The following is a 22,188-nucleotide window of genomic DNA, read 5'->3' as shown; positions in this document are numbered from 1 at the left end:
GCCTTACCGAAGGAGAGGGGCGGCAGTGGGGCTGGACGGGCTGCCCAACCTGGTCATCGGCCTGCGCGAGGGGCTGGAGATCGGGCTGGTCGTGAGCATCCTGCTGGCGGCCGTGCGCCGGACCGGCCGGGGCCACGGCACCGGGCCGGTGTGGCTGGGCGTGCTGTCGGCGGCGCTGCTATCGCTGGGGTTCGGCGCGGTGCTGGCGTTCTCCCGGGCCGAGCTGACCATCACCGCGCAGGCGGTGTTCGGGGGCGTGCTGAGCCTGGTCGCGGTGGCCCTGGTGACGTGGATGATCTTCTGGATGCGCCGGGCGGCCCGGGGGCTGTCGGGGGAGCTGCGGGAGAAGATCGGCCAGGCGGCGAGCACGGGGGCGCTGGTGGCGACGGCGTTCCTGGCGGTGGCCCGCGAGGGCCTGGAGACGGCGCTGTTCCTGTGGACGACGGTGCAGGCCTCGGGCGACACGGTGGCGCCGGTGGTGGGGGCGGCGGTCGGGCTGGGGGTGTCGTTCCTGCTGTGCTGGCTGATCGTGCGGGCCAGCGTGCGGGTGAACCTCGGGGTGTTCTTCTCCCGCACGGCGGTGCTGCTGATCGTGATCGCCGCTGGGGTGCTGTCCTACGGCGTCGGTGAGCTACAGACGGCGGGATTGGTGCCGGGCCGGGGCTGGCTGGCCTTTGATCTGTCCACAGTGGTCTCGACCGACAGCTGGTGGGTGTCGTTGATCACCGGCGTCACCAACCTCGCACCCCGGATGACCGTGCTGCAAGTGGTGCTGTATCTGGGATATCTGGCCACGGTGCTGACGCTGTTCCTGCGCAAGCCGGCCGCCGAGGCCGCTCCGGTCGTCGAGCGAACGGCCCGTCGGCTCCCGCGCTGGGCCTACGCGGTGGCGGCGGTGGTGATCCCCTTGCTGGCTGTCGGCGGGTTCGCGCTGTTCACGCCGGCGGCGAGCGGTTCGTCGACGCAGGTCACCGTGACGGCCGAGGGCTGCGCCAAGGACTGGGTCGGCACGACCGCCGGCACCTCGACGATCACCGTGGTCAACAACTCCGGCCACGGCGGGGAAATCTATCTGACCCGGGCCACCGACGGCGGTGTGATCGGCGAGATCGAGGGCCTCGGGCCCGGCACCCGCCGGTCGATCACCGTCGACCTGCCGGCCGGCCAGTACGGCTGGCGCTGCCTGGTGCCGGGCGAGCTGGACCAGGTGTCCCCGGTCGCCGCGGTCAGCGGCGCCGCCGGCGGACCGGCGGTGCCGGCGGTCAAACCCGTGTCGGACAAGGACCTCCAGGGCCCAGCGGACTCGTTCACGTCCTACCTGTCCGATCAGCTGACCCTGTTGGACGCCCAGACCGGCGACCTGGCGGCGAAGATCGGCGACCCCGAGCAGGCCCGCGCGGCCTGGCTGACGGCGCAGTTGACGTGGGAGCGGCTGGGCGCGGCGTACGGGCAGTTCGACGACCTCGGTGTGGCGATCGACGGTCTGCCGCAAGGACTTCCGCACGGTGTCGACGACCCCGGCTTCACCGGCCTGCATCGCGTCGAATACGGCCTCTGGCACGGGCAATCCGCCGCCGAGCTGGCGCCGGTCGCCGCCAAGCTGCACGACGACGTGCGGGCCCTACGGGCGAAGCTGACCTTCGACCCGACCGACTTGCCGTTGCGGGCGCACGAGATCCTCGAAGACGCCCTCCGCCGCCACCTCAACGGCGTGACCGATCAGGGCTCCAACACGGTGTTCTCGTTGGTGGGCGCGGATGTGGAGGCCACCAACGCGGTGCTGGACCGACTTGCCCCGCTGCTGGAGGCCCGCAGGCCGGGACTGGTGGCCACGGCCCGCGGCCAGCTGGCGGCGATCACCAGCGCCCTGGGCACGGGCAGCCGCCCGGTGGTGGACGCCCGCGTCGGGGCCGCTGTGGAGACGCTGTCGGCCGTGCCGACCCTGCTCGAAGTCCGTGCTAGCTGAGGGAGTTCCTGTCATGTCGTTGAGCCGTCGCCGCTTCCTCCAGGGCACCGGCGCCGGAGTCGCCGGCACGGCGCTGATCGGTGGCCTCGCCGCCGCCGGGGCGCAGGCGGACACCGTTGCCGCGCCGACGGTTCCGCAGTCCTACCCGTTCCACGGCCCACACCAGGCCGGCGTTTCCACCCCGCCGCAACGGTTCTCGACGTTCGCCGCCTTCGACGCCACCGCCGCCGACCGGGCCGCCCTGACCGCCATGTTCCAGGCGCTGACCGAACGCGCCCGGTTCCTCACCGCCGGCGGCGCCCCACCGGATCTGGGCGTCGGCGCGCCGCCCGCTGACAGCGCCGTGCTGGGGCCGGAGGTGCCGGCCGACGGCCTGACCGTGACAGTCTCCGTCGGCGCCTCCCTGTTCGATTCCCGTTATGGGCTCAGCAAACCGCCCGGGCTGTCGACCATGCCGACCTTCCCGGACGACGCACTGGAGCCGGCCTGGTGCCATGGCGACCTGATGCTCCAGATCTGCGCCAACAACGTGGACACCGTGCACCACGCCCTGCGTGACCTCACCCGCCACACCCGTGACGGCATGCAGCCTCGCTATCGCTTGGACGGCTTCGCCTCCCCGCCGCGCCCCGCCGGCACGCCGCGCAACCTCATGGGTTTCAAGGACGGGATCTCGCAACCGGGGGAGGACGTGGTGTGGCGGCCTGAGGGCGGCACCTTCCAGGTGGTGCGGTTCATCCGGATGCTCGTGGAGTTCTGGGACCGGGTGTCGATCTCCGAGCAGGAGCGCATGTTCGGCCGCCGAAGGGACAGCGGCGCGCCGCTGGACGGCAGCGTCGAGGCCGACATCCCGAACTACGCCAAGGATCCCGACGGCAAGGTGATCCCGGTGGACTCGCACATCCGGTTGGCCAACCCGCGCACCCCCGACACCGCCGGCAGTCGCATCCTGCGCCGGCCGTTCAACTACGACCGGGGCTTCCAGCCCAATGGAACCATCGACGCCGGGCTGTTGTTCTGCTGCTATCAACAGGACATCGGCCGGCAGTTCGAGGCGGTGCAGAACCGGCTGGCCGGGGAGCCGCTGACCGACTACGTCACTCCGTTCGGGGGCGGCTACTTCTACGTGCTGCCAGGGGTGCAGGACAATTCGGACCACTACGCCAGCGCACTGCTGCGGTGACCACTGCCACCACCGTGAGGCCGAGCAGCCAGCCGCCGACCACGTCGCTGAGGTAGTGCACTCCCAGGGCCATGCGGGTGAAGCCGGTGACGATCGGCACCGCGACGGCGGCAACGATCCAGATCGGTTGTTTTCGGGGCCACGCCAACATCAGCAGCATCGCGCAGCCCATCGCCGAGGTGAGGGAATGCCCGGACGGGAACGACTCGCCGACCGCGTGCGACACCGGATCAGTCCAGTGTGGACGTTCGCGGCCGATCAACGACTTGAGCCCGCTGTCCGCTATCGCCGCCACTACCAGCGTGACCACGACCCAGGCGGCCAGCGCCTTGTGTCGTCGCCACCACAACCACGCCGCCACGATGATCAACAGGGTCCGGAACGTCCACGGGCCGAAGGCATCCGTCCACAGCTGCATGGCGGTGACCGCGGCGGGATTTCCCACCGCCCATCGGTGCAGCCCCACGGCGACGGCCTGATCGAGCCCGATCACCGGCGCGAACGAGAACACCACCGCGAGCGTGACCACGACGCTGGCCGCCGCCAGCAGGGCTGTTGTCTTCACGGCATAGGACGTTACCGGTCGGTCAGAGCCCCGGCACCAGCAGGAACCGTTGCTGGGCGTGGCGTTCCACCGCGGCCCGGCTGTAGAGCAGCGGGAACGTGCCCAGCACGACGCGAGGTCACGGTAGTGCGGGCTGCCCTTTCCAGCGGGAGCGGCCGAGGCGAGCCCTACTGTCCTGAGTGGATGGTCAAGTCGAGTCGGGAGGCGGTGAGCATCTCCGGCCGGTCGACCACCTTGATGCGCTCACGCTCGTACGGCGCGCCGAGAGCCCGCTCGTAGGCGTCGAGATTGCGCCAGCCCCACCACGTCGTGAACTCGATCCGGCGCGCCTTCAGATAGGTCACCACGGCCTCGGGGTCGGGCTGGACCGCCGGCCGCAGGCTCGGGGCGTCGGCCAGCAGCGCGGCCACGGTCTCCGACGAGCAGCCCTTGGTGTGGCCGATGAGCCCGATCGGGCCGCGCTTGATCCAGCCGGCGGCGTACACGCCGGAGACCAGGCCGCCGTCGAGGTCGAGAACACGGCCCTCGTTGTGCGGGATCGTGGCCGTGACATGGTCGAACGGCAGGTCCGTCAGGTGCGAGGAACGGTAGCCGACCGCCCGGTAGACCGCCTGCACGTCCCAGTCGTGGAACACCCCGGTGCCGCGCACGGCGCCGTCGCCGGTCAGCTCCGTGCGCTCGGTGCGCAGGCCGGTGACCTTGCCGTCCGCGCCGAGGATCTCCGCCGGTGCGTGGAAGAAGTGCAGGTGCAGGCGGCACGGGCGGTCACCGACGTCCCGGATCGCCCAGTCCTGCAAGGTTTTCACCACCATGTCGACCTGCTTGGACGAGCGGATCGCCGCGATGGAGGCGTCGTCGAACTCGATGTCCTCGGGGTCGACGATCACCTCGACGGTGGGGGAGTGATCCAGTTCCCGCAGCTCCAGCGGCGTGAACTTGGCCTGGGCGGGGCCGCGCCGGCCGAACACGTGCACATCGGTGACCGGGTTGGTGACCAGGCCGGCGTACACGTTGTCGGGGATCTCCGTGACCAGCATCTCCTCGGCCGATTTGGCCAGCACGCGGGCGACGTCCAGCGCCACGTTGCCCACGCCCAGCACCGCGACCGACCGTGCGGTCAGCGGCCAGGTCCTGGGCACGTCCGGGTGGCCGTCGTACCAGGAGACGAAGTCCGCCGCCCCGTAGCTGCCGTCGAGGTCGATGCCGGGGATGTTCAGCGGCTGGTCCGCCGTCGCGCCGGTCGCGAACACCACCGCGTCGTAGAACTGGCGCAGCTCCTCGAGTTTGAGGTCCGTGCCGAAGTCCACGTTGCCGAACAGCCGCACGCCGGGCTTCTCCATCACGCGGTGCAGCGCGTCGACGATGCCCTTGATGCGCGGGTGGTCGGGGGCGACGCCGTAGCGGATGAGGCCGAACGGGGCCGGCATCCGCTCGTAGACGTCCACGCTGACGCTGGCCCCGGATTTGACGAGCGCGTCCACGGTGTAGATCCCGGCCGGGCCGGCGCCGACCACGGCGACTCGTAGGGGGCGGCTCACTGGTGGCTCCTGACGTGGGGGCGGCGAACGATCACCCCACACTAAGGTAAGGCTTGCCTAAGTTGCGATGTGATCTCCGCTACCGTGCGCCCGCGCGCGTCGCCGCCCGGCAACGGCCCGCGAAACGGATGTTGAACAATCCTCGATCTTCTGGGTAACCGGTCCGCCGATAGCCGACATTGCCGCCATTGCGGATCTTTCGATTCACAGAAGTGAGCATCCCTGTCAACCGCAACCGGTTCCGTTCGCGCGCCACCGTGTTTACGGTCCATGTCACTCGTTCCCGACATGGAGGTTCCCTGCGCGTGAAGAACCGACCTCGCCCCACCTGGACGAAGCGGCTCACCCTGACCCTGACCGCCCTGCTTCCCCTGCTCGGTCTGGCCCTCGTCGCCGCGCCCGCCGCGAACGCCACCGTGCACGGCTCGTGCTCCATCTCCGGCTGCTCCGCCGCCGTCTCGGCCAACAACACCTGGCAGTCCCTGGGCTATCCCAGCACGCGTGGCTGGGTCGACTGGCCCAACGGCCAGTGCAGCTACGCCGGCGGCACGTACTACAACGACGACAACCAGCTCCCCAGTGGTGACTCCTTCCAGGAGTTCGACGTCTACCCCCGGGCTTGTGGCGCCCACCGTGACGCCGCCCGCATCGTGGTCGACATGGACAATGGAGAGGTCTGGTTCACCCCCGACCACTACAGCAACTTCTACGAGCTGTAGGCCGTCTTCTCGCTGACCCGTGCCGCCCTTGCTGGGGCGGCACGGGTTTTTGCGCTGGGGGTTTTGTGGGTGGGTATTAGGCAGGATCGAACGGCTTGTGGTCGATGGGGCAGGTCGCGCCCTCAGCCGGCAGCACCCCGGAGATCAGGTACTGCCGCTTCGCCTTCTCCGCACACGTGCTGTGCACGTACATCGTGCTGTGGCCGGTGCCCTCGACCACGAGCAGCCGGGCCTTGGCCAGCTCGGCGATGCCGTCCTTGGCCCCCTTCAACGGAGTCTGCGGGTCGATGCGGCTGTTGATCACGAGGATCGGCGCCGCCGTCGGCCGGTTCCAGGGACCGCGGTAGGGCTGCACGGCCTGCTGCGGCCAGTAGGCGCAGGACATCATGTCGAAGACGCCGATGCGGCCGAAGTAGGGAACCCGAGCGTCCTCGCTGACGGCGAGCGAACTGTAAACGGACTCGGCGGTCGGCACCGTGCTGTCGGCGCACTGGATCGCGTTGAACGCCTCCGACGAGTTCCCCAGATACGGCTCCCCCTTGACCGAACCCGCAGCAGCAAAACCAACAGCCCCGCTGGCCTCGTAGATCGCCTGGAGCTGCCGTGCGTCGTCCGGCCAGTTCTCGGGCTTGAACAGGTCCCCGGACAGGTTGATGATCGCCGAGTAGGTCCACGCGGTGGTGGTGCCGTCGGCGTTGGTCACGGTGATCGGGTGCTGCCGGGCCCGCTCGGTGAGCGTCTGCCACTTGGCATGCACGTCACCGGACGAGAAGGCGCAGTTGGCGCCGGCGGCGGCGCATTGGGTGAGGAAGGACTCGAAGGTGTCGGCGATGCCGGTGGCGACGTCCTGCCGGGTGTCGACGGGCAGGGTGGCGCCGACGGAGCCGTGGCCGGTGGCGCTGCCCTGGAAGTCCATGGTGCCGTCCATGACCAGCGCCCGAACCCGCGCGGGGAACAGGTTGGCGTAGATGGCGCCGATGTGGGTGCCGTAGGAAATGCCGTGGTAGGTCAGCTTGGCGTCGCCGACGGCCCGCCGCAGCAGGTCGATGTCCCGCGCGGTGTTGATGCTGTTCATGTACGGCAGGAGGTTGCCGGCCTGCTGCTGGCAGCGGTCGGCGAGGTCCTTGGACGCTTGGTAGAAGGCCGGCTCGCCGCTGGGGGCGCCGGGCATCTCGGGGAAGGCGGCGAAGTACTGCTCCTGCTCGGCGGCGGTGGCGAAGCAGCGCACGGCGGTGCTGTGGCTGACCGCGCGCGGATCCCAGGACACCAGGTCGAACCGGGCCCGCAGTTCGTCGGAGAACAGCCAGGGCCAGGTGGCCCGCAGCCGCAGTCGGTCCACTCCGGACGGTCCGGGGCCGCCGAAGTTGACGAACAGGGTGCCGATCCGGTGGGCGGGATCGCTGGCCGGCAGCTTGATCACTGCGAGGTCGATTTTTGTGCCGTACGGGGCGTTGTAGTCCAGCGGCACCTTGGCCGTCGAACACTGGAAGCCGTCGGCGCAGTCGGCCCAGGTCAGGCTGGGCGTCGGCGCGAGATCGGCGAGCACGTCGGAGCCGTCGGCCCCGGCGGCCGCCGTCGCGGGCAGCACGCCGAGCGCCAGTCCCAGCGCCGCCGCGACCGCGGCGACTCGGCGTCTTGTCCTGTCGAATGGCACGTGGAGATCTCCTCACGGGTCGTATCCAGCCAAGCAGACGCCGTTCCCGACGTCCTGGTTGTACGTTTCCGCGAGGAGTCACGCCTGGCTTCAGGCGACCTCCACCGACACGGAATCGGCCAAACGGCGCAGTGTCCGCTCCACTGCCGGACCGTCCGCGCCGCCGACGACGATCACACCGTGCCGGTCCGCCGATCCCCGGACGGGCCCGATCACATCACCGGCTCGCACCGACAGATCGGCGGCTATCACGGCGGGATCGGCGAGCACCTCATCCCAGCCGCGCACCGACAGCACCGATCCCTCCGGCAGCACGAGAAACTCCACGCCCGCGGCGGCCCGCACCTCAGGCGCCGCAAAGCCCGGCTCTCCGAACAGGTCGTCCATCAACGCCCCGTACAGCTCCAGCCCCGGGCGAACGTGCTCGACCATGGCATGAATGAAGTCCCCGCCGGGCCGGGCGTGCACCTCGCCGAGCACGATTTCCGTGCCGTCAAGCCAGAACTCGACGTGGAACACCCCGTGCGTCAGGCCCACCGCCGTGACCGCCCGCTCGACCTCCGCCCGCGCCGACTCGACTGAGGCCGGCATGCGGTGACCGGTCTCGACAAAGCCGGCCCCGGTGGTCTTGGCTGTCAACGCCAACACGACCGGCCGGCCCCCGACGAACAAGCCCTCGGCCGAGAACTCGGGCCCGGACACGAAAGTCTCGATCAGGAAAGGCACCCCCGCCGGCAGCAACTCCAGCGCGGCCGGCAACGCCGAGACACCGTCCACAAGGGACACGCCGACGCTGCCCATGCCGTCCCGAGGCTTGACCACCCACGGACCGTCCGTCCGCGCCAGAAACGCCTCCGCCTCGGCCAAGTCCGCGACCACCGCGCACGAAGGCTGATGGAACCCCTGGGCCCGCAACGCTTCCCGGCACAGGTCCTTCGTCCGGACAGTCCGCACAACGTCAGGATCGTTACCGGCGAGACCGAGCACGGCCGCGGCGGCGGCCACGGACTCCACGCACATCTCACGGAAGGTCAGCACCGCGCCGATATCGACCCGCGTGGCGGCCCATTCCCGCACGGCGGCGGGGGAGTGCACGTCCACGGCCACGCTCTCCCCGACCAGGCCGGAAAGATCGGCCTTGGCCAGGTTGGCCGCCGTGTCCGCGCCGAGCACGTGCACCCCGCGCCGACGGGCCTGGTCGCTGAGCCTGCGCATCTGGTCCCGGCCGTGCGGCGTCACCGACGCACAGCCGAGCACCAGCAGAGTCCGGTCGGCCATCGGTCAGCCCGAGATCCGCGTGGTCACCGCGTCGACGGCCTTCTCCAGCGTCGCCCGCACCGACGAGGCCGAGTCGCCGACCGCCAGCACCGCGCCGATCGTGCACGACATGTAGTCGGCCGGCGGCAGCTGCACCTTCGCGCCGACCGGCCGCTCGATGATCGCGTGCCGGACGCCGGGCACCCCCAGCGCGTCGGCCAGGCCGTCCACGCCCTCGAACACACCGGCCTCGGAGGCCATGATCTTGCGCACGCCGGAGTGCAGGACCGCTTCGCCGAGCACCGGCGCGGAACCGGTGGCCACGCGGATCACGTTCTCCGCGAACGGAACCCCGGTGGCCAGGCCGACCAGGTGCGAGGTGATGAAGTCCCCGCCGACCCGCGCGGCGATCTCCACCAGCTTGGCCGTGCCGGCCGGCGACACCATGCACTCCAGGTGGAACGTGCAGTCGTCCAGCCCCAGGCCGCGGACCACGGTCGTGGTCAGCTCCCGCACCGCGTCCACAGTGGACTCGGGAAGGCTGCTGGGGAAGGTGTGCGCGACCTCCAGCCGGAACGGCTCGCTGGTCTCCTTGTCGGTCACGCCGGCGATGTGGATCTCGCCGCCGCTGACGAAGCCCTCGACGCTGTGCTCGGTGCCGACCAGGAACTCCTCGACGATCAGCTCGCCCGAGTTGTCGGTGAACACCTTGTCCACCTCGGGCCGGGTGTAGCGGATCAGCTCGTCGAAGGCGGCCCGCAGGTCGTCCTCGCCGCGCAGCACGAAGATGCCCTTGCTGCCCGAGGCCGAGGTCGGCTTGAGCACGGCCGGGTAGCCGATCTCGGCCACCGCCTTGGTCAGCTCGGTCCACTCGGTGACACGGGCGAAGCGCGGGATGGCCTCCGGGTGGTCGAGCAGCGCCTGGCGCATCAGGAACTTGTTGCGCGCCGAGCGGGCCGCCGGCAGCGACGGGGCCGGCAGGCCGAGCCGCTCCGCGATCCGGCTGACCGTCTCGACATCACGGTCGGACCATGTGACCACACCGGCGATCTCGTGCGAGGCGGCGATGGCGTCCACCGCCGCGTCCACGGCGGCCGCGTCGTAGGTGTCGACCTTGTGCACCACGCGAACGATGCGCTCGGGCATGCCGGCGGGCACGCTGTCGGCGATCAGGGCGACGCCGAAGCCCTGGCGGTGGGCCGCCTCGATCGCCGCGCCGTGCTCCAGATGGGTGCGGCGCGTGTTGAGGAAGATGACGACGGGCTTGGGCATGGACCTGTTCCTCACTCGGCGATCGCGGGCTCTGAAGTGTACCTGGCCTGGTACCACGGGTTGTCGAAGTCGGTGACGCACGGATCGTGCTGGCCCGTGGCGAAAGCGTCCACCCGGGCCTGGTAGAGACTGCGCAGCACCTCGCCGACCGCCGTCGCCGCCCGCAGGTCGTCCATTGTGTACGGTTCGCCGAACGCCCGCATCAGGCGGAAGTCGTGCAGGCCAGGGCGATGCGCGCCGGCCATGTCCACGCCGAACGGCACCCGGATCGCGTAGCGCACGCCGTTGGCCACGTGGCCGGTGTGGTGCTGGTCGGACCAGTCGGTGACGTCGCCCATGGTCGGCGCGAAGAACCAGTCGCGGTCCCCGGCCCGCTCGTGCACGCCGATGCTGTGCGGCAGGTAGTGCCAGCCGTTGTAGCGCATCCGGGCGCTGATCGCCCGCAGCACCTGGGGCAGTTCGTGCGGCACGTGGGCGAACTGGCCGGCGAAGCCGGCGCTCGGCGTCACGCAGCAGTAGAAGGCGTTGGTGGTCCAGGAAAGCGCCTCGGTGCTGTCGGCCGCGACCGTCGCCGCCAGCTCGCCGACCCGGCGCGGGCCGCGGGACATGCCCACATCGGACGCGGTGGCCTCGGTGGCCACGAGCACCAGTTCGTGCAGGACCTGCTCGAAGCGGGTGCCGAAGCCGTCGGCGCCCGTGCCGTGCAGAACCGGCATCGCCTGTTCGCACGCCGCGAGCACGTCGGCGAAGTCCTTGGGGGCCGGGCAATCCAGCTCCATGGCCAGCGTCCGCAGCACCGGCTCGGGGAGGTCGGCCACCGTCACCGGGTCGTGGGCCAGCAGCTCCTGTTTGTTCAGGTTCAGGCCCTGGATCATGCGGTACGGCCGGACCCCCGCGGCCATGGCGGTCACCCGGCCCCGGGCGCTGGCGTCGGCCAGCACGTGCAGGGCCTCGCCGACCGGCAGCCCGTCGGTGACCGGCTCGTCGACGCCGTAGCCGGCGACCTTGTTGCGCAGGAAGGGAAGCAGCCGGTCCGTGCGCAGCTGGGTGCCGCTGAACTCCTCGGCCCGAACCGCCGGCCCGGAGGTGATCAACGCGTGCACGCAGGCCAGGAAGGCGGCGTCGAACACGTCCCACTCGGCAATGTCATTGCCCTGCAACGTGTTCAGCACGCAGCGCGGCGATTCGGCGCGCAGGGACTTGCCGACCAGGTTGCTGGCCTTGCCCAGGTTGGTGTAGCAGTTGGGGCCGGTGTAGAGCAGCACGGGCGCCATGTGCAGCAACGACAGCCGCACGCGTTCGATCATCGCGGTGATCCGCTCGGCCGGCAGGCCGACCAGCCACGCCTTGAGCTCGGCGGCCTCGGCGATGTCCTGTGCGGACAGTCGGGCCAGCTCCTCGTCCAGCCCGGCCGGACGTTCCGTCCAGGCCACCACGCCGATCGGATGGGCGTCGCCGGTGTCCCGGTCGCCGATGACCAGCCGCCCGGTCGTGGTCAGCGCGAGCCGATCGCCCCGTTCGGCCTCGCTGCCCAGCGCCGCGCCGGCGGATCTGGCCGCGCCCAACAGGTGCTCCTCGGCGCGTGTCAACGCGCGCAGGCCGATCTCGACCGGCAGCCGGCCGCCCAGCGAGGCGGCGTGCTCGGCGGCCTCGGCCACCGAGGTGCGGCAGGCGGCCTCCACGGCAACCGCCTCGACCAGTGCGGAAAAGCCTTCAGAGCGCAGAATACCCACGTTGTCCCCCAGACGGGTTTACGGGTGAAGTGTGGCCTCAGGCCAGCCGTACGACCACGGTGCGCGCGGCTTCGACCGCGCGGTGCTCGGCCTGCTCGGCGGTGTCGCCCACGGCGATCACCGACCCGACGCGGTCCCACGACGAGCGCAGGTCCGCGATGCGGTCGCCGGCCTTGCGCAGGACGTCCACCCTGCGCACGCCCGGCCGAGCGCCGGCGGCGTCGACCCCCTCGACGCCTTCGATCACACCTGGTCCGCCGGCCAGGAACCGGATCGCGGCCCCGCCGGTGGCCTTGGCCGGGGGCGCGATCACGACCCCGGCCAGCAGGCGCAGCCAGTGTTCGGTCAGATTGGTCTCGTAGGCCAGGTCGATCAGGTCCATGATCTTGTCGCCCGGCGGCCGGCCGGCACACTCGATGAGCACCGGACCGGACTCCGTCCGCACCCACTCCGCGTGCAGGATGCCGCTGTCGAAGCCCACTGCCGCAACGAGTTGCGCCACGGCGTCGGCCCACGGCGCGAGATCACCGTCGTCCCCGGGCACAACGTGGCCGACCTCGACCGGCCGTGGACCGGGCGCGGTGCGCTTGGCCGTGACGTTGAGGAACACGACCTCGCCGCCGGACACCAGGCACTCGGTGCTGAACTCCGGGCCCACCAAGCGATCCTCGACCAGGTACCGCCAGTGCATGGGCCGCTTGGCCAGTTGGTTGCCCTCGTCGGCGCCGGCGCATTCCCGCCAGGCGGCCTCGACGTCCGCCCCGGCGTCGAGCAGCACCACGCCCAGACTCGCCTGCCGGCCAGCCGGCTTGACCACACACGGCCGGCTGCCGGCGAACGCGGCGATGTCCGCTGCCGACGACACTTCACGGAAGGCGGGGCCGGGCATGCCGGCCGCGGTGGTGGTCTCCCGCAGCAACAGCTTGTCCCGCAACACTGTGGCGGCCTTGACACCCGCGCCCGGAAGGCCGAGTTGCTCCGCCGCCTGAGCGGCGGCGACCACGGCGTACTCCAGGCCCGGGGCAACGGCGTCCACATCGGACACGCCGGCGACCACGTCCAGGAACTGCTCATCCTGCTGGTAGCGCCCGAAGACGACCTCGGCCAGGCAGGAGTGCTTGGCCGCCTTGGCGGCAAGACCCTTGGCCTCCCAGAGATCCCGCTCCTCCAGGACCACGACCTCGACCGCCGGCGACACGCCGTTCAGCGCGGCCAGCACGCCGTCGTTGTAACCGATCAGCAGCAGTCGAGTGGTCACGAGGCCTCCGAGGTCACGCGGGAACGCAGGTAGCTCAGCACGCAGGCAACGCCGACGACGGCCAGCACGCCCCAGTACACCGGGCGGGCCCCGAACTGCGCGGCGGTCAGGAACAGCGCGCCGCCGGCGAAGCCGCCCAGCGACTCGCCCGCGGTGGCCGCGACCTGGCGCAGGTTGAACAGCTCCACCATCGGCCGGTCGCCAGGGATCGCGCTGAAGGCGGTGTTCACGGTGGGGGTGAAGAAGGTCTCGGCCACCGAGAACACCACGACCGCGGCGTACGCGCCGATCAGGGCCGTTCCGGCCGCGCCCATCACCGCGAAGCCGGCGGCGAAGATCGTCACCCCGACCAGCAGGAAGCCGAACGGCGTGGCCCCGGCCGACAGCCGGCGCTGGGCGTAGGCGGTGACCGGGATCTGCACCGCCACCACGAGAATCGCGTTGGTGGTGAAGAAACTGGCCCGCAGCGCCGCGTTGTCGGTCAGCTCGGCGACCTGAAGCGCGATGGCCGAGAAGAACTGGGCGTACAGGAAGCTGCCGACCGCCGTCACCACCGACACCCGCCGCACCACCGGATCCATGACCACGACCTTGAGCAGGCCCAGCCGCAGCGGCGGGCGCACGTCGTGATCACCCGGCCGCAGCCCGGCCGGCACGGTGACCGCGACCAGACCCGCCGCCAGCAGGTACATCGCGGCCACGGCCAGCATCAGCGTGACGTCGAGGGACTGCGCCAGCAGGAAGTTGGCGACGATCGGGCCGAGCGCGGCCGAGACGTTCACCGCCACCTGGACCGCGGAGAACACGGTGTTGCGGGCGGCCGGGCTCTCCAGCGCCATCGCCACGTACACCCGGGCCATCAGGCCGTTCGTGCTGATGCCGGTGCCGGCCAGCAACAGGCAGACCAACACGCCCACGCTGCCGGGCGCGATCGGCAGGGCCGCGAAACTCGCCGCGGCCAGAATGAGGCCGCCGGTCATCGCGTGCCGGATGCGGGTGCGGTGCAACAGGCCGCTACAGAACAGCGACGCTCCGCGCACGGCGAAGTTGAACAGGAACAGTGAAATTCCCACATACAACGGGCCGGTGCCGGGATGAAGTCTTTCGACCAGCAGCGGAAGCACCGGCAGAACAGCGAAAAAGCCCAGGTGGGACAATAAATAGTCCAACACCACGGGCACACTGACCCGCCGCAGCGCGCCGTCCGCGCGTTGGTTCTCGATGACCACCGATACCCCGCCGATTCCCCAGAGCCGGGTCCCCTCCCGGCCGCGAGAGATTGTGCTGAGCTGGGGGAAGGCGGCGCAAGGTGCGGCTATGTGACGTAAATCCCGGTGACGGCAACGGGAGTACGGGACGTGCGGCCGACCGGGGCAATGCCGTCCATATCGTGGGAATTCGGGCCCTTTCGCTCGCCCCAATGGGCGGGTCTGCTAACGGTATTCTTTAGTCACCGCCGGACTGCCCGTTCACACCTTGCGCGCGGGCAGTCCGGCGAATATGGCTACGACACCGTGACGGTCACCGAACCGGTGATGCCGCCACTGGTCACCGAGACCACGACCGTGCCCGGCCGATGCGCGGTCAGCATTCCCGTGCGGGCGTCCACCGTCGCCACCCGCGAATTGCTGGACGACCACACGTGCGAGGCCGGATCGGCGATCGGCATCACCAGCGGCGGCTGGTTGTCACCGCCGACTGCCGTGCCGCTGGCCGTCAGCTGCTCGGCGCCGCCGACGGGGAGGGTTGGCTGGGGCGCGGTGACGCCGATCGAGGCCAGCACCGGCTCCACGCTGAACTGGAAGCCGCCGTCGCCGGTCACGTGCAGCAGGGCGAAGTTGTAGAAGCCGCCCTGCTCCGGCGGCGCGTACGGCGGCATGCCGAGATCGGCGATGGTCAGCTGGGGAATGCCGCCGTGGGCCGGATCGGTCGGCATGCCGCCGGGATCCAGGGTCTGCTCGGCGAAGCCGCGGGAGTGCCCGTAGACCATGATCACGTGCCGGTCGGGATGGGTCTGCTGGTAGCGCTGGATCAGCCGCACGTACATCTTCGCCTCCCACCGGTCGCCGAACTGGCTGTTGGCCACCGGATGCGGGTCGTAGGCCGGCATGTGCGTGACCACCGCGACCGCCCGGCTGGTGGTCGCCGACAGCTGCGCGACCAGCCACGGGTACTGCGCCTCGGCCGGCACACCGTACTTGTCGGACGACAGCAGCCCGCCGTGCGCGCTGTCGGTGACGATCACCTGCGCCGCCCCGAACTGGTAGGCGTAGTGGGTGTCGCCGAAGGCGGCGGTGAAGTTCCCGTTCTCCGGCAACGCCCCCTGGCTGATCTCGTGGTTGCCGACCGCGTCCCGGAAGGGCAGGCCGAGCGAGCCCATGGTGTCCTTGGCGTAGGCCAGATCGACCGGCAGCCCGTCGTCGGACATGTCGCCGAGGAACTGCGCCACCGTCGGCCGGGCCTGGTCCGGCAGCGTGGGCAGGCGGTCGGCGATGGACCGGATCACGGTGCGGCTGGCCGAACCCGGGTCGTTGGCGAGCAGGTGCGCGTCGTCTCCGGCCAGCAAAGTGTTGCCGGAACGGCTGAACCGCGCGGAATCCTCGGTGTACTGGAGCCACGACGGGTTGTGCGGGATGGCGACGTAGGGCGGGTTGGCCACCGGTCGCGGCGAGTAGAGCGCGGTCAGCCCGCTGACCTGGAGCGTGCCGCTGACCGTGGTGCTCGGGTTGACGGCGAGGAAGTCCAGGTAGTTCAGGGAAAGCGGGAACTGGGTGGCCGGCGGGACCTGCGCGGTGTAGAAACGCCAGCCCTGCCAGGTCACGGTGGTCTCGGCCAGGGCGGTGGCCTGGCCGTTGATCTGCACGTACTGCTCGTGCAGGATCAGGCCGTTGCGATCCCCGTTGACCCACAGGCCGATCGCGGTCGGGTTGGCCCCGCCGTCCGCGCCGATGGTGATGTCGTTGTTGTCCCAGAACACCAATTGCTTCACGCCGGGGCCGGCCGGCACGGTGTAGGTCAGCTGCAACGAGCCGGGCGCGTCGATGCCCGGCGGCAGGGGACCGGCGCCCAGGCTCATGGTCGCCGGCATGCCGGTAGTGTTGCGCAGCCGCCAGTTCGCCACGTCGGACAGGTCGGCGACGACCTTGCTGCGGGAGCCGACCGCCACGCTGGCGGCGGCCGTCGCGTTGCCGACGGTCGCGGTCAGCGTGGCCAGGCCGACGCCGGTGGCCGCCGCGGTGAACAGGCCGTCGGCGCTGATCGTGCCCAGTTCGGGTGGGTTGACCGACCAGTGCGCGGCCGAGGTGGGAATGTCTACTTGGGACGGTTGACGGTCCGCGCCGAGCACCGACCCGGCCTCGCCGGTGGAGGTCTTGCCGGACAAGGAGAACTGCCGGCTCACGCCGTTGGTGAGATCGACCTGGGCGGGGGAGACCGACAGCGATCCGAGCCGGCTCACCGCCCGCAGCGGCTGGGTGCTGACGGCCCGGCCGTTACGGGCGATGATCACGCCGAGACCCGGGTGGTGCACGGTCAGCTTGCCGCCCGACCAGTCGGCGAGACCGGGCGGAAGCACCTGCACGGAGGTCGACCCGGCGGCCGGATTGGCCCGCTGATCGATGGCGTATACCGGAACGTCGATACTGCCGCCGCGCACCGTGGTCACCGGCTTGCCGCCGTTGACCACCACGCTCGTGGCCGAACCGGGCGCCGATGCGGTGCTGTAGACGAACAAGCCGTTGGCCACCGCCCGTTCCTTGCCGTCCGACGGCGTGTTCAGCACGGAAGCCTTGGTGCCGCCGGGTTTGCGTCCGATCATCTCGGTCGAGCCGCCGCCGTCAAGCAGCAGCGCCGAGTACGCGCCGAGCTGGACCAGGTAGCCGGCGACCTGCGCCGGCGTTACGCCCAGCGCCGTGGTCTCGCCGGTGCGGCCGTCGAGGGTGACGAGGAAGGCGTGCCGGCCGTCCTTGCTCAGGCCGACCGCGGTCTCCGGGTTGACGCCGCTCGGCGGCGTGCCGGTCGGGTCGGTGTAGACGGCCCCGTCCTTGACCAACTGGGTCGCGCCGCTGAGCAGCTGCTTGAGGTCGTTGTCGGGGCTGATCCGCTCGGTGATCGCCATCCGGTCGCCGACGTGCGCGGTCGAGGCCAGCCAGGCCCCGCCCGTCCCGCCGCCGGCCAGCCCCTCGATGCCGGCCGGCAACGACGTCACGCCGGTGCTGACCGCGTCGACGACGAGGGTCGTTCCGTCGAGGTGGCCGGTGACCAGGGTCGCCGGGGCGGCCAGGGCCGTCGCGCCGAGAGCTGGGGTGATGCGGGTGATCTGGCCGGCGGCCTCGTCGTTGACGACGTTCACCGAGGCCAGCGGGGAACTCGCCGTGCCGTCGGCGACCGTGCCGGCGTAGGTCTGGGGGCCGATGACCATGCTGCCGTCGGCCCGCACGCCCAGCTGGGCGTTGTAGTTCGGGCGGGGGCTCTTGAGCACGCGGCCCTCGGTGATCACGCCGCCGAGCGGCCGGCCGCTGGCGTTGATCTCGAAGTAGTCGCCGTTGACGCCGGCGACGGCGTGGGTGCGGGCGGCCATGGAGCCGATGGTCTCGTCGGCCGGATAGGTCAGCGTGTCGCCGGCCTCGACCACGCCGAGGCGGACGTTGGGATCGGTGAGGTCGACGTCCATCACCTGAGTGGGCTGCCGACCGCTCACGGCGTCGAGGGTCTCGGACCGTTCGGTCACGCCCTGGGTGATCGTCATCGTCGGCGTGGTGGTCTTGTCCACCACCAGGTTCCACGCGGAAGGCGTGGCCGGCAACCAGGAACCGCCGCCGTTTCTGTCCGCTGTGGACTCCTCGGCGGCGACGGGGCCGGCGAGCAGGGCGCCGGACACAAGGGTGACCCCGAGTAAGAGGCTGGAAGTTTTTTTCCAACAACGATGGCGCTGAGGCATGCCGACTCCTCCGTCGAGCCATTCGGTCAGCTCACCTCAGCACTGCCAAGTGTCGCCCGGATAGCCGCCAGACGAAGGAAAGCGGTGCGAATGGCGAACCGTCCGCGCCGTGGCGACAACTGTGAAAAGATCTCCGTCAGCCGGATGGCGTTGGCCGTGGCGGCCACAGGTCCGGTGCCTTGGACACCGGTAGCTGCGTCTTCCCATCGCGACTGTCCACTGTGACCGGTAACGGCCCTCCGTGTTCCGACGATGTGAGAGGCGCACATCACGCAACGGTGGGTGGAGGCAGTTGGGCGAGCTCTCCGGCCTGCCCGAGCTGACCGGGCGAACGCCCTTGCCGGCGGGCGCGATCCGGTGGTTCACTCGCCTTGCCGCCACCGGCCCCGCCAGGCCTCCCTTTTCGTTGGCACAAGGGACGGGCCGCTCGCACTCGTCCCGCTCATGGAGGTCGACGTGCGAAAATCCCTGCTGACATGTGCCGCCGCCCTGCTGCTGGCCCTGGCCGCTCCGGCCGCGTCCACCGCCGCACCCGCGGCGTGGAAGCTGACCTGGTCCGACGAGTTCAACGGCGCCGCCAACAGCGCTCCCGACGGTGGCAAGTGGAACTACGACACCGGCGGCAGCGGCTGGGGCAACCAGGAGCGGGAGTACTACACCAACTCCCGCAACAACTCCTTCCAGGACGGCAGCGGGCATCTGGTGATCCAGGCCCGCAAGGACGACGCCGCCTCGCACCGGTGCTGGTACGGCACCTGCCAGTACACCTCGGCCCGGCTGCTCACCTCGGGCAAGTTCTCCCAGACCTACGGCCGGTTCGAGGCCAGCATCAAGATCCCCGGCGGGCAGGGCGTGTGGCCGGCGTTCTGGGCGCTGGGCACCAACATCGGCTCGGTCGGCTGGCCGGCGTGCGGCGAGATCGACACCATGGAGAACATCGGCAAGGAGCCGAACCTGGCCCACGGCAGCCTGCACGGCCCCAACTACAACACCACCGGCACCTACAACCTGGGCTCGCCCTTCTCCGCCGGCTACCACACCTTCGCCGCCGACTGGTATCCCGACCACGTCGCCTTCTCGGTGGACGGGCACATCTACGACACCCGGAACCGGCCCAGCTCTGGCTGGGTGTTCGACCACCCGTTCTTCCTGCTGCTCAACCTGGCGATCGGCGGGAACTGGCCGGGCGACCCCAACTCGGCCACCGCGTTCCCGGCCAAGATGCTCGTCGACTACGTGCGCGTGTACACGGCGGCCTGAGGACCGAAGCGGACCCGGTGCGCGGCGCCGGGTCCGCCCCGGCAGTGCCGATCGAGGACGGTGCCACCGATATCGCGCTGACCCGTCGGATCAGCGCGGCGCGGGACGGTGACCGCGCACGTCGATCGGGTCCGGGACGCTGGCCATCAGGGCCCACAACAGCCCACCCACGGCCAGCGCGGACAACGTGAAAACCGGGAACACGACGGAGAACACGCCGGCGCCGGTCGACGGGGCCAGACTCATGTCCATCCGGACGCTGGCCGCGGCCATGCCGGTGTAGTGCATCCCGGTCACCGCGACGCCCATGGCCAGCCCGGCGAGCACCATGGCACCGGCGCTCTCGACCCGCAAGGTGAACCAGAACGCGACCGTCGCGGCGGCGATGGCGATGCCGGCCGAGACGGCCACGAGCGCGGGGTTGTAGGAGAGCTCGCCCTGGAACTCGACGGCCGCCATGCCCACGTAGTGCATGACCGTCACGCCGATGCCCGCGACGATTCCCGCGCAGATCAGCCGGATCACGGTGAACCGCGCCAGGGTGACGATCGACAACCCCAGGTACACCACCAGAATCGACAGCACCGCCGACAACACGGTGAGCGGCACCGAATACGTGACGGCACTGCCGCCGATGGTGAAGTCCAGCATGGCGATGAAGTGCATGAGCCAGATGGCGATGCCGCCGATGGCCACCGCGCCCAGCGCCGTCCAGGCCACTTCGTGCGACCGCTCCTCCGCCGCCCGGGCCCGCTGCGCGCAGGCCAGTCCGATCAGCGAGCCGACCACGGAGGTCACGTAGGCCAGGAACAGGATCCAGCCGGGGCTACCGTGGCTCATGTGGTCGCCTCACAGCCGAAGTGCTGGCGTTTCGCCGCTCCCGTCGTGTCCATGTTTACCCCGTTCCCCGATGTCGTGCCGCCGAACGGCGGCATGCCCGGGTTGACGCGGCGGCAACGCGAGCGGTTCGAATCCGCGCGCAGATGTCACTCGGACGGTCCAGTGCCGTCCTGCTTGGACGATCAAATAGGACTTGCGGCCGGCGTGAACTAGCATCTCGGGGTCCTGTCGGCCGAAGGGATGGATGTCATGGGTCGGGCCGCGCCCCCGTGGTACGTGTTTGCCTTGTCGTTGCTGGGTTTGCTGCTGGTGGTCGTCGCCATTGTCGGCGTCGGCCTGCCGTCCGCGCTGCCGCAGCGGCCGGCCGTGCCGACCTACGAGCCGCCGCCGGCGCCGACCGGTTCCACCTCGGTCACCAGCCAGACTTCGGCTCCTGTGGTGTATGCGACCGGCACGTCGGCCATGAGTCGACCGGTGTCAACCACGACCGTCACCACCACAACCCCGGAACCGGTTTCGCCGCCTGTCAGCAACACGACCGCGCCGTCGCCGACGACGACCACGATCCAGTACGTGACGACGATCTACGGCGAGCCGACGAGGTCGCCGTGCTGCGATGGCGGTGGCGGCGGGCACCATCGCTGAACCGTGGTGCTTTTCGACGGCGGGTCTCGCCCAACCACGCCTCCAGCGCGCGGATGCGGCGGCTGAAGGCGTGGTTGGGTCTTGGCTTCAGGTGCGGCTGAGCACGCCGGCGTCCACGAGTTTGTTGCTCGGCACGAAACGCAGCACCGACAGCACCACGGTCGGCACCAGCAGGGTCACCCCGGCCAGCCAGAGAATCGACAGGTGGCCGTTGGCCGCCGCGCCCAGCCACGAGTGCACGATGGTCAGGCCCACGGCCAAATAGGCCGTCTGGTGCAGGCGTAGCCAGCGGCGGTAGACGAAGAACCTGACCAGGCCGGTGGAGATGAGGATCGTCGTCATCAGTTCCAGACCGACGATGCCCAGGGCCCAGCGGACCTTTCCGCCGTCGATCAGCGGAATGAGGATGTTGCCGACGCCGAAGATCTCGTCGGAGTCGGTGAGGAAGAGAAAGGCCGCCGCGTGGATGCCGCCGAAGGCGAGCGTGAAGGTGGCCAGGATCATGTGGGTGCTGCGGACGGCCTGCCGTCCGGTCAGCTTCGACACCCAGCCGGTGGCGGTGAAGATTCCCCAGATGAGGGTCAGGCACATCAGGCCGTAGGAGAGCCGCGCCCCGACCTGGGCGACCTCCCGCACCCCGGTGTCATGTCCGGAATGCACCAACTGTGCGTAAACGATGAAATGTGACATTCCCACGCTCCCCAGAGTGCGGTCCAGCGCCGGGCGTGTGCCCGGATTGCGCTTGTGCTTCAACGATCTCGTGCTTCAACTGCTTGGTACGGCTTCACCGACAACGCTGTGGTGGGAATATCGGTCGGCGGGTCCGTGGCGGGTGGGCCGGGGTCGGCCGGCCGGCACCCGCCGGTTCTCGGTGGAACGGCGGCTCGCTGTTCCGTCGCTAGGTACGGTCACGCGATCGCGGCGGTTCACCCTCTTTGCTGTGCGTCTTTGCTGTGCGTCCCGACATCGGCGGCTCGTCGGCCCGGTGAGCGTAGGTTCACCGGGGCTGCCAGCTCAAACCGCGTGGCTGAGAGAAACTCCACACGGTGGGGTGGGGGTGTGTGGCGGTGCCGGTTGTGTGGGGCGGGAACGTGAAGGCGGGTCATGTTTGGTTGGTGGGGTGTGGGTGTGCTTCGGGTGCCCGCGCCGCGCGGTTGCCGGGGGTGGGGATTGCGGTGACAGGTGGGGGGCGTTGTTCGGATTGGGGGGTGGGGTGGTTTGGGTTGGTGGCGGCGGGGTGAAGTCTGTTTGAGGGGTGAGGGGTCGTTATCCAGCTGACTCCGGGTGGATTTTACGCGGAGACCTCTGGGCGATGGCGTATCAAGGCGCTATCGGGCAGGCTCCGCCTGCCTCGATACG

At 70.2% G+C, this 22,188-nt stretch carries 16 protein-coding genes; 5 read left to right on the top strand and 11 right to left on the bottom strand.

Annotated features, from left to right (window positions below):
• The first annotated feature begins 25 nt into the window (after window positions 1–25).
• Both efeU and ACIG5F_RS18010 read left to right on the top strand, forming a co-directional pair.
• On the top strand, window positions 26–1,966 hold the full coding sequence (gene efeU / locus ACIG5F_RS18015; protein WP_396518839.1) for an iron uptake transporter permease EfeU: 1,941 nt from the start codon (window positions 26–28) through the stop codon (window positions 1,964–1,966).
• A 13-nt stretch (window positions 1,967–1,979) separates the two neighbouring features.
• Window positions 1,980–3,149: a Dyp-type peroxidase gene (locus tag ACIG5F_RS18010; protein WP_396518838.1), complete on the top strand. Its 1,170-nt coding sequence runs from the start codon at window positions 1,980–1,982 to the stop codon at window positions 3,147–3,149.
• On the opposite strand, the gene ACIG5F_RS18005 is transcribed toward ACIG5F_RS18010, so the two are convergent.
• Entirely contained in the window at window positions 3,064–3,714 is a 651-nt protein-coding gene (locus tag ACIG5F_RS18005) for a phosphatase PAP2 family protein (RefSeq protein ID WP_396518837.1), read from the bottom strand. The two genes, ACIG5F_RS18010 and ACIG5F_RS18005, sit on opposite strands and share 86 nt — an antisense overlap.
• A gap of 167 nt (window positions 3,715–3,881) precedes the next feature.
• On the bottom strand, window positions 3,882–5,252 hold the full coding sequence (locus tag ACIG5F_RS18000) for an FAD-dependent oxidoreductase (RefSeq protein WP_396518836.1): 1,371 nt from the start codon (window positions 5,250–5,252) through the stop codon (window positions 3,882–3,884).
• Window positions 5,253–5,557: 305 nt separating this feature from the next.
• Between ACIG5F_RS18000 and ACIG5F_RS17995 the strand changes: the two genes are divergently transcribed.
• Complete coding sequence (locus tag ACIG5F_RS17995; protein ID WP_396518835.1) at window positions 5,558–5,971, top strand: ribonuclease domain-containing protein; 414 nt, start codon at window positions 5,558–5,560, stop codon at window positions 5,969–5,971.
• 76 nt (window positions 5,972–6,047) lie between these two features.
• Here ACIG5F_RS17995 and ACIG5F_RS17990 read toward each other — a convergent pair whose 3' ends face one another.
• The 7 genes from ACIG5F_RS17990 to ACIG5F_RS17960 all read right to left on the bottom strand — a co-directional run bounded on the left by ACIG5F_RS17990 (window position 6,048) and on the right by ACIG5F_RS17960 (window position 18,024).
• Entirely contained in the window at window positions 6,048–7,625 is a 1,578-nt protein-coding gene (locus ACIG5F_RS17990; protein ID WP_396518834.1) for an alpha/beta hydrolase, read from the bottom strand.
• Between the two features lie 90 nt (window positions 7,626–7,715).
• Window positions 7,716–8,903: an ATP-grasp domain-containing protein gene (locus tag ACIG5F_RS17985; RefSeq protein WP_396518833.1), complete on the bottom strand. Its 1,188-nt coding sequence runs from the start codon at window positions 8,901–8,903 to the stop codon at window positions 7,716–7,718.
• A 3-nt stretch (window positions 8,904–8,906) separates the two neighbouring features.
• Entirely contained in the window at window positions 8,907–10,154 is a 1,248-nt protein-coding gene (locus ACIG5F_RS17980) for an ATP-grasp domain-containing protein (RefSeq protein ID WP_396518832.1), read from the bottom strand.
• 11 nt (window positions 10,155–10,165) lie between these two features.
• Complete coding sequence (locus ACIG5F_RS17975; RefSeq protein ID WP_396518831.1) at window positions 10,166–11,887, bottom strand: hypothetical protein; 1,722 nt, start codon at window positions 11,885–11,887, stop codon at window positions 10,166–10,168.
• A gap of 37 nt (window positions 11,888–11,924) precedes the next feature.
• Window positions 11,925–13,145, bottom strand: a complete 1,221-nt coding sequence (locus ACIG5F_RS17970) for an ATP-grasp domain-containing protein (RefSeq protein WP_396518830.1) — start codon at window positions 13,143–13,145, stop codon at window positions 11,925–11,927.
• Window positions 13,142–14,374, bottom strand: a complete 1,233-nt coding sequence (locus ACIG5F_RS17965; RefSeq protein WP_396518829.1) for an MFS transporter — start codon at window positions 14,372–14,374, stop codon at window positions 13,142–13,144. The genes ACIG5F_RS17970 and ACIG5F_RS17965 overlap by 4 nt, the downstream gene beginning before the upstream one ends.
• Before the next feature lie 275 nt (window positions 14,375–14,649).
• Window positions 14,650–18,024: a phosphodiester glycosidase family protein gene (locus tag ACIG5F_RS17960; protein WP_396518828.1), complete on the bottom strand. Its 3,375-nt coding sequence runs from the start codon at window positions 18,022–18,024 to the stop codon at window positions 14,650–14,652.
• Between the two features lie 516 nt (window positions 18,025–18,540).
• Between ACIG5F_RS17960 and ACIG5F_RS17955 the strand changes: the two genes are divergently transcribed.
• Window positions 18,541–19,344, top strand: a complete 804-nt coding sequence (locus ACIG5F_RS17955; RefSeq protein WP_396518827.1) for a family 16 glycosylhydrolase — start codon at window positions 18,541–18,543, stop codon at window positions 19,342–19,344.
• A 90-nt stretch (window positions 19,345–19,434) separates the two neighbouring features.
• On the opposite strand, the gene ACIG5F_RS17950 is transcribed toward ACIG5F_RS17955, so the two are convergent.
• Window positions 19,435–20,184 (bottom strand): MHYT domain-containing protein, encoded by a 750-nt coding sequence (locus tag ACIG5F_RS17950; RefSeq protein ID WP_396518826.1) that lies wholly within the window; start codon window positions 20,182–20,184, stop codon window positions 19,435–19,437.
• 249 nt (window positions 20,185–20,433) lie between these two features.
• Between ACIG5F_RS17950 and ACIG5F_RS17945 the strand changes: the two genes are divergently transcribed.
• Window positions 20,434–20,829 (top strand): hypothetical protein, encoded by a 396-nt coding sequence (locus tag ACIG5F_RS17945; protein ID WP_396518825.1) that lies wholly within the window; start codon window positions 20,434–20,436, stop codon window positions 20,827–20,829.
• An 87-nt stretch (window positions 20,830–20,916) separates the two neighbouring features.
• On the opposite strand, the gene ACIG5F_RS17940 is transcribed toward ACIG5F_RS17945, so the two are convergent.
• Window positions 20,917–21,489, bottom strand: a complete 573-nt coding sequence (locus ACIG5F_RS17940; RefSeq protein WP_396518824.1) for a ferric reductase-like transmembrane domain-containing protein — start codon at window positions 21,487–21,489, stop codon at window positions 20,917–20,919.
• Window positions 21,490–22,188 lie beyond the last annotated feature (699 nt).

The organism is Kutzneria sp. NPDC052558, from assembly GCF_044547355.1.
In the GTDB taxonomy this organism is placed as follows: Bacteria; Actinomycetota; Actinomycetes; order Mycobacteriales; family Pseudonocardiaceae; genus Kutzneria.
The sequence above is the reverse complement of the archived record's forward strand: the minus strand, read 5'-3'. Positions and strand labels throughout refer to the sequence as shown.

Coding starts and splice junctions, on each gene's coding strand:
- ACIG5F_RS17985 (WP_396518833.1), bottom strand. CDS start 8,903: ATGGCCGACCGGACTCTGCTGGTGCTCGGCTGTGCGTCGGTGACGCCG.
- ACIG5F_RS17945 (WP_396518825.1), top strand. CDS start 20,434: ATGGGTCGGGCCGCGCCCCCGTGGTACGTGTTTGCCTTGTCGTTGCTG.
- ACIG5F_RS17950 (WP_396518826.1), bottom strand. CDS start 20,184: ATGAGCCACGGTAGCCCCGGCTGGATCCTGTTCCTGGCCTACGTGACC.
- ACIG5F_RS17980 (WP_396518832.1), bottom strand. CDS start 10,154: ATGCCCAAGCCCGTCGTCATCTTCCTCAACACGCGCCGCACCCATCTG.
- ACIG5F_RS18010 (WP_396518838.1), top strand. CDS start 1,980: ATGTCGTTGAGCCGTCGCCGCTTCCTCCAGGGCACCGGCGCCGGAGTC.